At 27.5% G+C, this 17,201-nt stretch carries 19 protein-coding genes; 3 read left to right on the top strand and 16 right to left on the bottom strand.

Features of this window, described 5'->3' with window-relative positions:
- The coding region (locus V6137_RS12765) for a leucine-rich repeat domain-containing protein (RefSeq protein ID WP_425448333.1) at positions 1-1,459 on the bottom strand (1,459 nt) is incomplete at its 3' end.
- Between the two features lie 319 nt (positions 1,460-1,778).
- Here V6137_RS12765 and V6137_RS12760 point away from each other — a divergent pair.
- Together V6137_RS12760 and V6137_RS12755 are read left to right on the top strand one after the other, a co-directional pair.
- Complete coding sequence (locus tag V6137_RS12760; protein WP_425448332.1) at positions 1,779-2,990, top strand: AAA family ATPase; 1,212 nt, start codon at positions 1,779-1,781, stop codon at positions 2,988-2,990.
- Positions 2,991-3,039: 49 nt separating this feature from the next.
- Positions 3,040-4,482: a vWA domain-containing protein gene (locus tag V6137_RS12755; protein ID WP_425448331.1), complete on the top strand. Its 1,443-nt coding sequence runs from the start codon at positions 3,040-3,042 to the stop codon at positions 4,480-4,482.
- A gap of 220 nt (positions 4,483-4,702) precedes the next feature.
- Here the strand turns inward: V6137_RS12755 and V6137_RS12750 are convergent, their stop codons facing one another.
- The 13 genes from V6137_RS12750 to V6137_RS12690 all read right to left on the bottom strand — a co-directional run bounded on the left by V6137_RS12750 (position 4,703) and on the right by V6137_RS12690 (position 15,255).
- Positions 4,703-5,626: a transposase gene (locus tag V6137_RS12750; RefSeq protein WP_425448330.1), complete on the bottom strand. Its 924-nt coding sequence runs from the start codon at positions 5,624-5,626 to the stop codon at positions 4,703-4,705.
- An 81-nt stretch (positions 5,627-5,707) separates the two neighbouring features.
- Entirely contained in the window at positions 5,708-5,941 is a 234-nt protein-coding gene (locus V6137_RS12745) for a hypothetical protein (protein ID WP_425448329.1), read from the bottom strand.
- A gap of 132 nt (positions 5,942-6,073) precedes the next feature.
- On the bottom strand, positions 6,074-6,748 hold the full coding sequence (locus V6137_RS12740) for a class I SAM-dependent methyltransferase (protein ID WP_425448328.1): 675 nt from the start codon (positions 6,746-6,748) through the stop codon (positions 6,074-6,076).
- Between the two features lie 232 nt (positions 6,749-6,980).
- Positions 6,981-8,186 carry a GNAT family N-acetyltransferase gene (locus V6137_RS12735; protein ID WP_425448327.1) on the bottom strand — a complete coding sequence of 402 codons (1,206 nt, stop codon included), beginning with the start codon at positions 8,184-8,186 and terminating at the stop codon, positions 6,981-6,983.
- A 302-nt stretch (positions 8,187-8,488) separates the two neighbouring features.
- The gene (locus V6137_RS12730) at positions 8,489-8,665 is read right to left on the bottom strand and encodes a hypothetical protein (RefSeq protein WP_425448326.1); all 177 of its coding nucleotides are present in this window, start codon (positions 8,663-8,665) and stop codon (positions 8,489-8,491) included.
- Positions 8,650-9,153 (bottom strand): NUDIX domain-containing protein, encoded by a 504-nt coding sequence (locus V6137_RS12725; RefSeq protein ID WP_425448325.1) that lies wholly within the window; start codon positions 9,151-9,153, stop codon positions 8,650-8,652. Before V6137_RS12725 ends, V6137_RS12730 begins: the two co-directional genes overlap by 16 nt.
- A gap of 56 nt (positions 9,154-9,209) precedes the next feature.
- Positions 9,210-9,983, bottom strand: coding sequence for a PIG-L family deacetylase (locus tag V6137_RS12720; RefSeq protein WP_425448324.1), 774 nt, complete (start codon positions 9,981-9,983; stop codon positions 9,210-9,212).
- Positions 9,984-10,023: 40 nt separating this feature from the next.
- A complete protein-coding gene (locus V6137_RS12715; protein ID WP_425448323.1) occupies positions 10,024-11,022 on the bottom strand; it encodes a hypothetical protein in 999 nt (332 codons plus the stop codon).
- A gap of 55 nt (positions 11,023-11,077) precedes the next feature.
- A complete protein-coding gene (locus V6137_RS12710; RefSeq protein WP_425448322.1) occupies positions 11,078-11,902 on the bottom strand; it encodes a GNAT family N-acetyltransferase in 825 nt (274 codons plus the stop codon).
- A 46-nt stretch (positions 11,903-11,948) separates the two neighbouring features.
- Positions 11,949-12,668 (bottom strand): WecB/TagA/CpsF family glycosyltransferase, encoded by a 720-nt coding sequence (locus V6137_RS12705; protein WP_425448321.1) that lies wholly within the window; start codon positions 12,666-12,668, stop codon positions 11,949-11,951.
- Between the two features lie 49 nt (positions 12,669-12,717).
- Positions 12,718-13,212, bottom strand: coding sequence for a GNAT family N-acetyltransferase (locus V6137_RS12700; protein WP_425448320.1), 495 nt, complete (start codon positions 13,210-13,212; stop codon positions 12,718-12,720).
- 48 nt (positions 13,213-13,260) lie between these two features.
- Entirely contained in the window at positions 13,261-14,025 is a 765-nt protein-coding gene (locus V6137_RS12695; RefSeq protein ID WP_425448319.1) for an MBL fold metallo-hydrolase, read from the bottom strand.
- Positions 14,026-14,274: 249 nt separating this feature from the next.
- Positions 14,275-15,255 carry an alpha/beta hydrolase gene (locus V6137_RS12690; protein ID WP_425448318.1) on the bottom strand — a complete coding sequence of 327 codons (981 nt, stop codon included), beginning with the start codon at positions 15,253-15,255 and terminating at the stop codon, positions 14,275-14,277.
- A gap of 320 nt (positions 15,256-15,575) precedes the next feature.
- Here V6137_RS12690 and V6137_RS12685 point away from each other — a divergent pair, with 320 nt between their 5' ends.
- Complete coding sequence (locus V6137_RS12685) at positions 15,576-16,079, top strand: NUDIX hydrolase (protein WP_425448317.1); 504 nt, start codon at positions 15,576-15,578, stop codon at positions 16,077-16,079.
- Between the two features lie 35 nt (positions 16,080-16,114).
- Here V6137_RS12685 and V6137_RS12680 read toward each other — a convergent pair whose 3' ends face one another.
- Both V6137_RS12680 and V6137_RS12675 read right to left on the bottom strand, forming a co-directional pair.
- A complete protein-coding gene (locus V6137_RS12680) occupies positions 16,115-16,495 on the bottom strand; it encodes a nuclear transport factor 2 family protein (RefSeq protein ID WP_425448316.1) in 381 nt (126 codons plus the stop codon).
- Between the two features lie 22 nt (positions 16,496-16,517).
- A complete protein-coding gene (locus tag V6137_RS12675) occupies positions 16,518-17,189 on the bottom strand; it encodes a nucleoside/nucleotide kinase family protein (protein ID WP_425448315.1) in 672 nt (223 codons plus the stop codon).
- Positions 17,190-17,201: the final 12 nt, after the last annotated feature.

The following is a 17,201-nucleotide window of genomic DNA, read 5'->3' as shown; positions in this document are numbered from 1 at the left end:
AATCTAACTCTGTTAAATTTACTAAATCACCAAGGTCACTTATGTCGGAGATTTCATTATAAGATAAATCTAGTCTAGTTAAATTTGTTAGGTTGTTTAGGGGGGTTATATTGTATATTTTATTTTCACCTAAATCTAACTCTGTTAAATTTACTAAATCACCAAGGTCACTTATGTCGGAGATTTCATTATAAGATAAATCTAGTCTAGTTAAATTTGTTAGGTTGTTTAGGGAGGTTATATTGTATATTTTATTTTCATCTAAATCTAACTCTGTTAAATTTACTAAATCACCAAGGTCACTTATGTCGGAGATTTCATTATAAGATAAATCTAGTCTAGTTAAATTTGTTAGGTTGTTTAGGGGGGTTATATTGTATATTTTATTTTCACCTAAATCTAACTCTGTTAAATTTACTAAATCCCTAAGTGCACTTATGTCAGATACTTGATTAAAGGATAAATTCAATTTAGTTAAATTAGTTAGATTACGTAAAGGACTTATGTCACTTATTTCTCCATTAAATAAATCTAGCTCAGTTAAATTTTTTAAGCTACTTAAAGCACTTATATCCTTTAGTTTACTTTTACCTCGATAAATATAACCTGGTAAATGTAATTTACGCAAGTTGGATAGATTGCCTATAGGACTTATATCTACATCCCCATCACAATCTAAATGTAGTTCAGTCAAATTAGTTAATGTTTTAAAAAAACTCAAATCAATAGGTTCATTAAATCCTAAACATAACCAATTTAAATTTGTTAATTTACTTAAAACTTCTTCATCGTTAGCTTTATTAAGGAATAAACTAAGTTTAGTCAAATTTGTTAAATTACTCAAGAAGTTTATATTGCTAATTTCATAAGAATAGAAATATAATTCCGTTAAATTGCTTAACTCTCCCAATACATTAATATTTGTATAATCAATATACTCACATTCTGAAAGATTAAGTATATTCAAATTTGATAGATTAGTTAAAGGGGTTATATCCTTAACAAAAGTATGACTTATATTTAATTCAGTTAATTTTTTTAATGTGTTAAATGCATTTATATCATCCATAGGATTATATGATAAATTTAACTTAGTTAAATTAGTTAAATTACTTATACTGGTTATATCTGCAATATCATTGAATGATAAGTCTAGCTCTTCTAAATTGGTTATATTCTCAATTCCACTCAAGTCTTTAATATTAGCTGATCTAATTTCAAGAACAGTAATTTTTTCTAAGTCCCCTTTATATATTTCACCTGTTGGTTTTGATATTTTTTCTCTGATCCCTTTTTCCAAATAAGGATCTGAAAAAGTAATGGAATCGTTATTGTGATCCTTCTTTATAGTGTTAAAATTTTGATTTAATTTATTTACTGAATATTGATTATGATGTATACCTAGCCATATAATACAAATAGATGCTATTATAAGAATAGTAATAATATATTTTTTCATTCAAAACTCCTCCTTAGACTAGAGAATTACATATATAACAAAAATCCCATATACTATAATAATTAAATCTAATACTAGTACAATTTATTTTAAGCTTCATTGTAATACCCAAATATATTATACTATATGTAAATTTACTAAATTAGTATTTGTTTACTATCTATTTTATCATTTTCCATATATTTTATAAAGTTTTTTCTAGGATATACCTGCTATATCTTCTATTAAAATTCCTTTTCCATATAAAATTTTGTTGTAAATATATATATCTGAAAAACGATAGAGTATAATATAATCAATTTGACTAGGAGGAGATTAAATGAATCAAAATAATATAGATTTTAATAATTTAAGTAATCAGGAGTATGTAGAAAATGCTATTGATAAACTCCATAATATATCAAATGAATTAAAGGAATCCTTTGTTGAAAGAGATAATGTTATTGATAATAGTATAAAAGCTTTAATTACTGGACAAGCAGTTTTATTAATAGGACCACCGGGAACTGCCAAGAGTGCCTTGACCAATGACTTATGTAATAGAATAGAAAATGGACGATATTTTTCTTGGCTTTTGAATAGAACATCTGACCCATCTGAAATATTAGGCCCCTTTAGTATAAGGGAAATGGAAAATGATAAATTTGTAAGGGTAACTAAAAGTAAACTACCTGAAGCTGAAATTGTTTTTTTAGATGAGATATTTAAATGTAATGAACCTACTTTGAATATATTATTACCTATTATAAATGAAAAAGTTTTTTATAATGATGGCCGTCAAACCGATGTTCCTTTAGTAACTTTATTTGCTGCTTCCAATGAATTTCCAGAGGATGAATCACTAATGGCTCTATACGACAGGATGATGTTTAGAATGTTTGTGGATTATGTGGGAGACATTGAAAATAAAGCTACTATGTTTAAAAACTTTTTAAATGCTGAAAATAATCAAAAAAGGGTCACTACGATTACTTTAGATGAATTAAAGTTATTGAAAAAAACTCTCTCATATATCACCATAGATGACACTATACTAAGGGAGTATATTTCTTTAATGAATATTCTTCTGCAACATGGAATTATAATATCAGATAGAAGGCAAAATGAATGTTTAAAAGTCCTAAAGGCAAGTGCATTACTTGATAAAAGAAAAAAAGTAAATATATCGGATTTCCATTCCCTTAGGGATATTCTTTGGAATGATATTGGGGATATAGAAAAAATAGACCAAATATTAAGGGAAAGGGTAGTATCTCCTTACAAAAAGGAATACAACAATATTAAGAAGATGTATAGTAAAATATCCTCATCATCTAAAAATCTTAATGACATTAGAGTGATTGTGGAAATGAAAGGTTCCGTAGAATACTTATACGAAAAAACTAATAGATTACTAAAGGAATCTGAGTTAATGGAAAATGATATGAAAAATAAGTTTATGATGCTTAATAAAGAATTATCCGATTATCTAGATATTTTATCAAAACAAATAGGTGATGATGAAGAGGACCTTATGTTTAGTATGGGTTAATGATTAACTCTAAGGAATAATTAATAAAATATATTTAGGGAGTGTAATAGTGAATAATCCAATATCAAACAACCAGTTTAGTATGAATAATTCTATAGAAGTCTTTGAACTAGACTTAGACATTTATAGTAATATATTTAATAATTCACCTAGACTCAAGGAAAATGCTAAAGAATTTAAAAATATAATAACTACTTTTGATAAATTAAGCGAAGATATTTATCTATCTTTATTTAAAAAAAGTCCTGTAGTCAAAATCACAGAGGATATGAGTTTAGAGTATCAACTAAATAATATATTGATAAAAAAGTTATTTGAAATAGATGAATTTGATTCTTTAAGATATACATGTTCTCTTAAACATTTTGACTCAATTTTAGTGGCCGATTTGATTGGTCAAGAGATAATGAAACATTTTGAAGCCTTATGTGAAACAGATAAAAGTTTTAATAATGAATTACAAGAACATAATAAAATGTGCAAAGAATATATAAAAACTCTATTTCTTAAAGGAGAAGACTCCCAAGTTTTAGAAGAAAAACTTAATAATAATATAATTAATATAGAAAAAATGATATCAAATGATAATTTAATCTTTAAAAGTGTTTCAAATGCTTCTAAAGAATTTTTTACTGTTTCAAACACAATAAAATCCTGGGGCTTAAATGATGGTATTCTTACTCCAACTTCCTATGAGGAAAAGATTGAAGTTTCTGCCAAACTGAGAAAATTAAAAAAAGTAAAGGAAATATCAGAAATGGCAGGAAGATTTAAAGCATCGGCAAGCCAATTACAAAAAAGAAAGACAAAGGAAGAAGGACAAGAAATTTGTGGTGTTCAGCTGGGTAATGAAATCCATAAGATTTTACCTTCAGAAAAACTTCTATTAATCAGAAAGTCCACTAAAAGAAATTTTTATAAAAAGTATACCCAAAAAGAATTATTGTCTTATAAATATAGAAACAACAAAGCAAAATCTAAGGGTCCTATTATATGCTGCTTGGATACATCTGCATCTATGGAGGGAGAACTAGAAATTTGGTCTAAATCCGTAGCCATAGCTTTGCTTGATATGGCTATTAAGCAAAATAGAGATTTCGTTGCCATATTGTTTTCTAATAAGGTTTATAGGGTTATAGAGTTTAACAAATGTAAAATTGAACCGAATAAACTTTATCAATTAGCCACTTTTTTCTATGGCAGTGGTACTAACTTTGTAGAGCCATTGGAAAAGTCTCTACAATTAATAAGTGGAGCCAGATATAAATATTCAGATATAATTTTTATAACCGACGGAGAAGCTGATATAGAAGAAGAATTTGTAGAAGAGTTTAACATTATAAAAGAAAAGAAGCAATTTAGGATGATATCTGTAAATGTTTCCGATAAAATTGAAAAAGATTTAGATAAGATTAATGATATTCAGATATTATTAAAAGACCTAACTGATGAGGAGATAGAAGGAGTCAATGATACTTTATTTTCGATTTAAATTATGTGGAGGTGCAAAGCAAAGGACAGTTCATTATGTTAATTTTAAATTTAAGGGACAGTTCAGTTTAAAAGCTTGTACCTCTTATATTTTCTTTATCACTTCCAAGCCCTACACAATATCATACATATGACTTTATAAACTTGTCCAACTTTTATTTTAAACAATTCCCTCTATGACTATAGTTAATCAAATTAAAATCAAGTTTATAATTTACAATCTATGTAACTTTTAGCTTCATAAAGTCATCAATTATGTCATTATACCCTTCTTCCTCTATAATTCTAGAACCCATACTACATAAAGTTGACACCCTAGATTGACTTATATTTCCTATTATCTCACATATCCCTTTGCTACCTATATCACAATATCTATTCAATAAAAGTATAAATATGGCTTTTCCCTTTGTGGCTTCCCTTTTATATCTTTGCATTAATATTTGTTTATCTATTTTTATATAATCACATACAAATTCCATAACATCTTCCGGTTTATAGTCCCTAGCTATTATATATCTTTCACTTCTATACTCAGTTTTTTGTTCTTTAAATTCGACTCGTCTTTTTTCCTTTGCATTATCCTTACTTTTAATATATTCCTCCATAAAATCTCTACATCTTCTTTGGGCTTTCCTAGAATCTTGGCTAAATAAACTTAACATAAAACTCATGTCTAGTATAGAGTATTTATTTTCTACTAATCCCATATATATTCCAAAACTAGAATATGGATATCTCTCTTCTTTGCCTTTCCATCCAGGAATATCTTTGCAATTGTTATGTATATATCCAAAGCATACTCTTAAGTATTTTTCATCTTCTATTATCTCACTTCTAAATCTATCAGCAAATAGATGTCCTTTTCTTTTATACATCCTGTTATATCTTTGGGCATAAGACTGGTTTATTCTGTGCATAAATTTTGATACATCTGCTCCACTGGCATCTATCATTAAGTGCCCATGATTATCCATTAAACAATAAGCATAGAGCTTAAAATCAAATATATTTTGATATTTTTTAATTATACTTAGGTACATTTCTCTATTATTATCTTCTCTAAATAATCTTGTACCTCCAACACTTTTAACCATAATATGGTATATACATTCGGCACTTTTCTTACGAGCTGTTCGTGGCATAATATCACTCCTCATATTTTATAAGTGATATTATTGGCAAAATATAGATTTATATACATAATTACTTATAATGAACTGTCCCTATACTTCTTCGTTATCTTCATCTTCTTTATATACTTCTTCGTTATCTTCATCTTCTTTATAGATATATTTCTCTATTTTATTTATTCTTTTTTCAATATCCTTTAAAGCTAATATAACAGGAACTATAATACCAGATATAATCCCTATTAACACTCCTAATTCTCCTGCTATGGCACCACCTACAATGCTAAATATAACAAGTAAAAATAAAGACTGTAACAATATTATCATATATTTTTTCCCCTTTGATTGATTAATTTCTCTTTATATACTTTCTACACTTACAATATTATCCTTTTTTGTTTTTTACATTATATTTTCTATTATGCCATAAATCAAGTTGTACTAATATTATATATAATTCTATCTTTTATGGATAATAAGAAAAACACTTGATTCATCTACTTCTTGAATTTCGTATTTATATCCTGATAAATATCCAATCATTTTTAAATCTTCTATACTGTGGGTAGTAGCTTTAAAACCATCTTTACAAATTATATCCCCATTTTTTGTTTTATCTAGATCAATCTCTCCTAATAAACCCTTATTAGCCTGTTCTTCAAACCACATCAGTCTATATTTCCAGAATTTCATACTGTAAGTACTAAGGTAAACCTTTCCACCATCAACAACCATATTCAATATTTTTTTAATAAAATCTTGGGATTTCACATTCATTGCAGATAAACCATTTTGTAAACAAAGTATTACATCAAACTGCTCCTTAAATTCAAGATTATGGGCATCCATAACCATGATTTCTGCGTTATTACTATCTTTTAAGTATGCCTTACCTAATAAAACATTTTCATGAGAAATATCAATGCCCACTATTGATTTACAATTGTCTTCCAATTCTTTTACAATTCGTCCATAACCTGCTCCTAATTCTAAAATCTTTTCGTTCCCAGTTAAACTATCTTTAACAAAAGATATTTCCCTATCTAGGTACTGTTTTATTCTAGGAATTTTAGTTTCATACACTTGTAGTAATCTATGTGCATTTAAATTTTTTGTATAGTAATTGTTTACCATAACTTATAAACCTCCTCTAAACAATTCCCCCGCATATACTATTCATATTCTTTATAACAATATTCTTCTCTATTTCTTTATATGAATTCAATTGATACAAAATAAGCAATTTATGCCATAAATTTTCATTAAGAATATTCTTATATATTATAAATATTTATATTCGGGGAGATTTAAGTTTATCTGTTATTTATAATGAACTGTCCCTTACATCAAATTCATGTAATTTTGACTAATAGTTATTATAAAAGTGAGTTAACAATTTGGGGAACAAGATATATACTATGTTTTTATACTTCTGATCTACATGACAATCTGGTAAAAAGGACTTAATCTCATCCATATTTTTATCTCCAAAAAATAGTTTAGTTGCCCCTTGAGATGTTAAGTTAAAATCAAAGCATCCTTTTCTTTTTTGTTTCTCTAAATGAATTTTACCATTGTTTATAGCAACTTTAACTAAATATTTGAAGTTATTATAGTAGAATTCTATCTCTTCATCTTTATATATAGACTTGTTTAACCTACTTTCCAAAATAGATTTGATATCTTTAAGGAACTTATAATCGTCAATTATTCTCAATTGCCAAGCATATTGCCCCTCTCTTTTTGACCCTTTTATCCTGAGAAACTTTGTGAACTTTGTATTATTAGGTATGTTAGCTGATAGCTGTTTCATACTTTTTTCTTTTTTTAAAAAACTTAATACTTTCTCATAAAACTTAAAGGGTAGATTGTAACTAATGTCAGTAACCTTAATTCCATTATCATCGTTTAAAGTAAAATATCCTTTAATATTATTGTCTTCTTCAAGTATATAGTATTCTTTAGTTGTAACCTTAGAAGTATAACTATGCATTTGAGCATCTATTATTTCTTTTTCTTTATATTTACAAAATCCTAATTTATCTGTTGCTTTTATATGCTCTTTATTTATTAAATTAATATCTTCCTTGTTGGCTTTTCTGATCTTTATATTTTCATAATGATTAGTTTCAATATCAGATAGATTTAAGCTTTCATTTTCCATAGGTACTGCATAATTAAATCCATATTTTCTATAAAAATTTGGTATCCCCTCTAATAGGGTTATACTATAATCACCCTTTACACATTCATCAAAAAACATTTCTGATAATCTTTGATTTATCCCTAGACCTCTGTATCTTTTATCAGTAGCTGCTATACCGTATTCAGCAGCCTTTACTTTTACACCTGAAAATTTAACTGATACATCTATTAAACATATTGTGCCCACATATTTCTCTTTAATTTGGTCATAAGCATAAAAAAAGATATTTCTATCTTTCTTAGGTGAATTAAACATTAGGTCTTTGGCTAATTTCTTTGTATCATCGTCAAAAACCTCTTTAACCAATTTTAATATCCCTTCAAAGTCTTTTCCTGTTTTTGCAATACCATAATTGATTTTATTCATCATAAATTCCCCCTTAAACATAAAAGTCCATAGGTTAACAAACCCATGGACTATGATTATAAATTTACTCTCCATTATTCTTAAACTATAGGCTTATTAATCTAAATTTTATAATTCTCTTAAGTTAAAATAACCTAAATTGGACATACTCCACCCACAGCAAAATATATCTATTTAAATTTAGAGAATTATATTTTATTTTTTAATTAGATTAATAAACTACGTTCAAACAAGACACCTCTTATATTATTATATACTATATTATATTTTTATTAGTTTATTTTGTCAAATAAAAAGTCTTATTATATCTCTTTAAGATTAAATAAATCAACTTTAATTAATCTATCCTTTTTATTTCTTATTATACGTAACCATTTACCTCCATCGGTATAAAATCCTCCTGCCCTTACTTTCATAGGGATAAGACTAGCTACAGATATACATAAATTTAAAAATTTATCAATTATATTTCTTCCCAATCCTGTACTGGACACCAGTTCATCACTGGTTTATTGCTTTCACATTTTACAGTTCCAACTAAAACATCCTTGAAACTATTCCCATAGTCTATATAGTGTTCTAACAAGTATCTTGTTGTTGTTGATAGTTCCCTATTAAACAGTTCCTTCTTATTTACCCAAAACAATTTTCCCTCATCTGTGTCTAAAAATTCTCTTTTTTCTGATATTCCGAAATAAACATATTGTAGCCTTATTTCATCTTTGCTCTTACGCAAAATTATATACTTCAATTTAAAGTCCTTTATATCTTTCCTACTTATACCTGTTTCCTCGAATATTTCTCTTAAGCATGCTTCTTTAGGTTCATTAATTTCATCAGGCTCCACATGCCCACCAACACCTACCCATACTCCAGGGGCAAATTTTCTATTTAATGCCCTTTTCATGAGTAAAATATCTTTATTATTTACTAAATATGCAGTTGTCATTGTCCTTAATTTTATCAAAGCTGGTTCCTCCTGTTATGTGTTTCTTAATTATAAACTATTATACTGTAGATTCACTAAAGCATATCTACAGTATTATAACCGCTATTACTTATCTCTGAATTTCTCTTTAGATAATAACATTCATACACAGCTAATTTCTTAAGAATATCTAGGGGCATACCACAGTAATTTCCTTTTGTGTCAGGAAATTGACTTTTATAATTTTGTAGTAACTTCATCTTATTTTTTAATTCACCTGACTCAAGTTTTATAATAGAAGTTACATTTTTATCATCTGTTGTAAGGTTTTTAAGAAACTTATCTTTATGTCCCTGGGGTACTTCCAGCTTATCAATAGCTGTACTAGCTATTGAGTTTGGAAGTAGTGTAGTATAATATAATCTTCTGTTCTTTATTTTATCTAGTTTTTCAAATGCCTTTGTGGTTATCTTAGATACAGATATGTGGTCTGGATTTCCATTTCCACCATTGCTATCGAAGGTTATAACTATATCTGGATCAATATCTTCCATATGATTATAAAGTTTGTTTAAAGTATAATCTAAATTCCAGTCCTTTGACTTTCCATCTTCTAAATCTAAAAAATTTAATGAAGAAACCTCTAGTATATTACAGGCACCTTCTAATTCTTTCGTTCTTACTTCTGCTTTATTCTTTTCATTCATAATCTCTGGATGACGAATTCTACATCCCTCGCCTCGAGTTGCACAAATTAAATGAGTTTCTATTCCCTTATTATAAGCTCCAGTTAATAATCCACTAATTGTAAACTCATCATCGGGATGAGCAAAAACACCAAGTATTTTAACTTTATCTTTTTTAAACATTTTACTCCCCCATTTCTAATCCCCCAATGGAAATTTCATTTTAAAGTTTCATAGGTTTATCATAAAGTATTAATGCCTCGGCTTCTTTATATTGCCTATTCATAGCTTCAGTTTCCAAATAGGTCATAAATAACTTTTCCACAGGAACTGTCATCTTCACTAGATAAGAACTTCTATATTTACTTTCTCTATTAAAATCACTAAAGGCTTGTCCTACTTCTAAGCTAAAGGTACATGGTAACAGGGTTCTTGAAATATCTTGCCATAAGTTTTCATTGGACATTCCCCTGTATAAGATGACTTCATTGATACCTAGTATACTGAAATAAGCTCTTATAAAAGCTAATCTATTGATTATGTACTTTCTTCTATTTTCTTTACTTCCTATCCCTTGAAAAATATCTTTGGTTCGCGGCACCTTACCTTTAAAAGAAGCCAATCCCATTTCTGCAAGAACAATTTTCATCCCTTTTATCCATTCCCCTGAGTTGGGATTTAGTACCATAGTATCAGCTGTTAATTCTTCTTCCTTTGATAGTCCTATGTATTTCATGTAGCTTTTTAAGTCCTTTGCTAAATCCTCTGGACCTTCAGCAGATGAAAAGTTTAGCTTCTCTCCATTTCTAATAAATAGTGAGTTTTCCTTTAACCATCCAACAGTTTCTTCCATAGTTTCTTTAACTTCTTCTAATATATTTTCCCTCTCATCTTCATCTACTGTTATAGTGATTATTTTTTGATAATTTTCTATTGCCTTCTCTATCCCTAATATTTCTTTACTACTCAGCCTTTTAGAATCTTTTTCAAATTGAAATCTCTTTATATTTTCAGCTGGCAAGTCCCAATACTTGCCCTTATCTTCATACTTAGTAATTCTCCATCTAAACATAGCACTATCCTTAAAATATTTTTCTATAATTCCTGAGGTCCTTCTACCATCAAGGAGTCTACAATGATTCCCTTCAGCTAAAAAGTCTATATTTCCATTGATAAATTCAGTATCAGACCTCATATCATTATCATATTGATGAACTGCCATAATTAATTCTCCTCTCTGTTAAACAATCTATATAAACTAAAATAATTATAGATATTTAATTGATAAATTCATAGGCATAATCCCCATATCTCTCAAATCCCATAGTCTCATATGTTTTCTTAGCAGGAAAATTAGTCGATGATGTAACTAATACTGGTACTTTTCCCTTCCTAATAGATACATCTATCATATGTCCTATTAGCTGTTTGCCAAAGCCTTGATTTCTATATTTATGATCAATATAAACACTTGTAATTTCTGCAAAATTATTAGTTTCACCTATAAACCTTGCCATTCCTATTGTTTCATCTTTGTATTGTAAAAGATAAACCCCTTTTTTAATTTTATCTATTATTTTTTCAGTATCAGATACTTCTTCAATCTCTTCTTCTGTCTCTGCTTCAAAAAAATCTATTGTGAAATTTTTTGTTTTCTTTATATCTTCATCATTTAATTTAGCAACCCTGACTTCACTATTATATTCTAAGTCCAAATCCCTGTATTTATCTATATTTAATCTATAGAAATTATTAGGAGTGATATCTTTTTTAACTCCTAATTTATCTAATAAAGCTTTTATATCTTTAAGTCTACCAGCCAATAAAATTTTTTCATAGGTTAATTTCTTAATTTGAAGTGCAATATTTTCTAAACCATTTTCTCTATTGGAACAAAAGCTAGTGAAGTCTGAATTTCCATCACTTTTAATATGTAAAATATCAGTAACTTCATTATTTCCTTCCCCGATATACAATTCTCCTAAGTCATCTTGATATTTTTCAATCAGTTCTATTAATATGGCATTATATATTTCATCTCTATAAAGCAATTCTAATATTCTTTTTTTCAAATCTTTATCAATATTTTCTACTCTTTTCATATATATTTTCTCCCTTTTATGATATTTAAAGTTATTATTTTAAAATTTATGATCTCGCCTTAAAACATCTAATCAAAAATAAAGGAATCTTTTTCACTCTAAAAATACGGCGGGGTTCTAATATAAGGCGATGTAACCATTCAAGTCCAATTTTTTGAAAAATCTTAGGTGCTCTTTTTACCTTTCCAGCCATGGTATCAATACCGCCACCAATTCCAGCACTTATTTTTACAGGTAGTCTATCTTTATTTTTATATATCCACTTTTCCTGTTTAGGACAACCTAATCCCACCAAAAGTATGTCTGGTTTTAAGTCTTGGATCTCTTTTATTATCAATTCTTCTTCTTTCTCATCAAAGTATCCATTATGTACTCCAACAATTTTTAGATTTTTATATTTCTCTTCCATATTACTTTTCGCTATCTCTGCTACCCCAGGCTCTGCCCCTAATAGATATACTGTTTTATCAGTATCCTTCATTTTATCAAACAATGAAAAAATCAAATCACAACCTGCTACCCTTTCTTTTATTTTATTCTTCATTATTTTTCCTGCTAATATTATACCGATACCATCGGGGACTACTAAGTCAGCTTCACTAAGTATTTTTAAAAGCTCTTTATCACCATTGGCCTCCATTACAATTTCAGGATTAGGTGTTACCAACAAATTATTTTTATTACTATCTAAAAATTCTAAAAGTTTTGTTAATGCTTCTTCCTTAGTTAAGTTATCAAATGGTACTTCTAATATATTAGTTTTCATAATATTTCACCCTCCACATTGGATTTCATATCTATTCTGTCATAAAAAATTATAAATTTTTCTTCATTTCAACAGCCGACAAAACTTTGCCTGTCCAATTTAACTTTATATCCTTAATCTTTTTAAACCCATTTTTAGTCCAAAAGTTAAGGACATTATTATCATAGTTAATAACCACGTCTATTCTTATACCACTACTATTTAATGATTTAATATATTGTTCAAATTTGTTATAGATTATTTTCCCATATCCTTTATTTTTATAGTTATTATGTAGCATTAATAAAGATAAATAAGTTTCTTGACCATTTTTATAATCTATTATTCCAATTAACTTATCTGAACTTTTTTCAATTATTTTGCAAGATTTAAAATTAGCTTCTTTCATAGTATTTAGTTCATTAATTATCCATTTGTAATCTATTTTATCGGTATTCATATGACTTAATAAAAAATCTTTGTTAGAATTATATACCTCCATTACATCATTTAAGTCTTCATCTTTAATTAAATCTACATAGAAGCCTTCCCATTCAAAAATCATTTCAATTCCCCCTAAATTTTCCTACCAACTATATAAAATCGTTACAAGTTAAATATAAATACTGAAACCATCAAAATCAAATACTCCTGCCCCTTGTTTTAGCCCACATATGTCTTCTATTTTTAAAAAACCATTATAAACTTTTCTTATCATTTTAACTGGTATATCTAAGTCATGATGGGATGGCAGACATTTTTTTATGTTTTTATATTTTAATAATTTCCCAACTGAATTTTTAAACTCCAAAGGGTCTGTGCTTGGATAAAATGCATATAAAGTTCCCGAATATATTAAGTCTCCTGTAAATAAATAATCATATTTTCTATCATATAGACAAATATGTCCCGGTGAATGGCCTGGGGTATGTATTATTTCAATTTTTCTATTTCCAATATCGATAATATCTCCATCTTTAACTATTTTAAAAGGATCCCCAGTATAGATACTGTATTTGTCTATATCAAATCCTTTAGGGAACTCTTTAACATCTTTAACTACATTTTTCTTAACAACCTCTAAAGGAATTGGAATCCCTTCTTTAAGCCATGAAACCTCATCTTCATGGGCATAGATATATTTAAATTCCTTATGACCACCTATATGATCCCAATGAATATGGGTGGAAATAACTTTGATATGCATATCAGTTAACTTTTCCACCTCTTTTTTAATATTTCCAATTCCTAAACCTGTATCTATTAAAAGTGCCGATTTTTCTCCCAATAATAAATAAGAATGAACCTCTTCCCAATGATTATATTCACTTATTGCATAAGTATTATTATTAAGTTTTTCTATTGTAAACCACTTCATATTTATTGCCTCCCATAAAAAAAGAAAATGGTCAATTTTTATTCCCCCTGCTAATAATCTGCTATCATAAAATTTAATATCTCTTTAATTTTACTTAAACTAATTACTGTCTTCTTTATTATAATTACCTTAAATTATATCATATAAAGGAAAATCATCTAAATAAAACTTATCAAATACTATATAAACAAGCTAAAAATAAAGCCATACTTACTATTTTATTTAGTAAATATGACTTTAACTTAAATACTATCTTTTAAAATTATCATCTAAAAACTTTAAAATTCGTTTAGAATATTCCTTATCTTTCTCTGGATGTAAAAAATAATCATCATCTTTCAAAATAAGATGCCTATCCCCTTCAACTATATAGGTTTCAACATGTTTCGGTGCATTCTTCATAATTCTTTTAAAGCTGGAAAATGAAACTTGAGAATCCTCAGTGGAATGCATGATTAATGCCGGTCTTTTTCCAAGTTTCTTTATCTGGTTTTCTGGTGTTATATGGGCTACCTTAAATCCGTATTTAAACATATTATATATTTTTACAAAGGGTTTTTGAATAATGGCATATGCCTTCGGAGCATCCATGTCTAGCATAGTTTCATAAAAGACATCTTCATATGACGAATATGAAGACATACTAATAAGTCCATCTATCTCTTCAATTTCACCTATGGAATTTATTGCTGTTGCTGCCCCCATTGATAAGCCATGAACTACTATTGGTATATCATTGTATTTTTCAGTTATGTAGTCAACTGCTGCTTTAGTATCTAGATGTTCTTTATACCCCAATCCTATTACGTTCCCATCGCTTTCTCCATGGGCTCTCATTTCTAATAATATAGAACCATAATTATTTTCTTTTAACAGTTTTCCATGACCAAAAAATGCAGTAACCGATGGATTATGGATCCCTGATGTAAATATTACAATTGCCTTAGGATTATCAAGGCTTACTTCATAGGCCACTACATCCAAGCCATCTGAAGTTTCTAATTTTAATTTTTCTGAATCTACTCCAAAATCATCGCTAGAATACATCTTATCAAAATTCACATGGATATTAACCATGTCATTCATGACCATATGGGGTACTATAAACAAAAAAGCCAATGCTAATATAATTAGTATAACTAAAGTAACTATAATTATTTTAGTTAGTTTCTTTCTTTTTCTATTTTTATGTATTGATTTTTTTTCATTATTGGTTTTTAAGCTATTCAAATAATTCACCTCCCTTCCGTTATTTATTATTTATGTCTTATTATTTTAATTAATGATAATTATATTATAACTTTTGTTCTTTTTAAAGTCATAGTTTATTATCATTTATGATAACATTTATTATGATGATATTTTGAAAACTAATATTATAAACTAAGCTTTTCCAAATTTAACAACTAAAAATTATTGGTAAAGTAATAAATTATATGTTAAATTAAGTTGTATAATAAAAAATCATCTTGTTTTAATATACTGTTCTAATTAAGCTCGGAATATAATATTAAATAATAACTTTTAAATAGTTTTTTAGGAGGAATATCATGAAAGAAATATTTGCTAAACCAGGGGTTGCTGGCATAATAGAAAAAACAGTAAAGGGAATAGATTATATTCTAATTCAAGAAAGATTCAAAGAAGATGCTCCATTGGAAAAGGGTCTAATAGAAATTCCTTCTGGTAAGATAAGAGAGTTTGAGAATCTTTATGAATGTTTAAAAAGAGAAATCATGGAAGAGACAGGATTACAAGTATTAGAGATAGAAGGTGAACAAGATGCTGTTGTTTTTGAATCCAACGGTTATAAAGTACTAAACTATACTCCATTTTCATCCAGCCAAAATATACAAGGAACTTATCCTATAATGGTACAAACATTCATATGTAAAGTTAAGGGACAAACTTTATCAGAAACAAATGAAACTAAAAATATTAGGTGGATATCTTTAAATGATTTGAAAAAACTATTAGATGAAAATATTAATAAATTTTATCCAATGCATGTAATTACTTTAAAAAAATATATAAAGATAAAGCTAGGAACCTAGCTTTATCTTTATATATTTTCAATTTCCCTATGTTTTTATTTATATCTTTCAGATAGTTTTTCATCTATCCTCCACTTTGGTGGTTCTCCATTTTCTCCCCAATATTCTGTTATTTCTTCTATTAAATCATCTTTAAGCTTAAAAAAAGATGTTACATAGAAACTCATAGACCTTTCTTTATTAAATATTTTAGCCACTGAAATAATAGTTTCTCCCGATGAATATAGCTTTTCTAAATCCACATACCACCTATCTGGATATCTCTTATTAAACTCTATATATTTACTTTTACCTTTAAAAACTTCTTTTGTATTAGGTAACCATACCATTGCATCATTAGTCATTACATTATCAAGACCATCAAAATCTGCATTATTTATATATTGCCAAAATAATTTTACTACTCTCTCCCCCATACTACACCTCCTTTTTTCAGCACTATTGTTCCTTTAAATCAGAAACTATTTTGGGCTTATCCCAATTTGTATTATCTATAATGACATCTGCATACTTCTTAATAGGATATTTCTTAAAGTAATATTTTTGAGTGGGTATATATTTTGTATCATATTTTTCTAAAATTTCATCTCCATATAGTGGTACATCCCTTTCTATGGCTCTTCTTTTACACTCATTTAAAGGAATGTCAATAAAAATTTTATAATCTAAATATGGATATATTTCTTCTCTAAAAATAAATACCCCTTCTAAAATCACTATTGTATTTTTTTCAATGTAGAATTCTTTCTGTATATTATATTCATCAGTTCCTAGATCCAATAACTTGAGTTTTGTATGTAGAAATCCTTCTTCCTTTATTGGAACTAATATATTTTCTACTAAATTCTTTATATCAAAACTTTTATTAAAATAATTTCCTACTTGATTTTCTCCTGAATATCTTACTTTTTTAGGATTATGAAAATCATCTATATGTACTATTTGAACATTATGTTCTTTTTCTTCTAGGTATTGTTTGAACTTTTTAGCAAATTCAGTTTTCCCTGATGTATCAATACCGTTTACCCCTATAATACAAGGTCGATCAATTGGATTTAATTCTTTTATATTTATATATATTTCTTGAAAAACTTTAGTTATATTATCCATAGATTATTTTTA

The sequence above is a fragment of the Dethiothermospora halolimnae genome (assembly GCF_037577855.1).
GTDB classification, from domain to species: Bacteria; Bacillota; Clostridia; order Tissierellales; family VENL01; genus Dethiothermospora; species Dethiothermospora halolimnae.
Note: the sequence above shows the minus strand (reverse complement) of the source record. Positions and strands in the feature narration are given on the sequence as shown.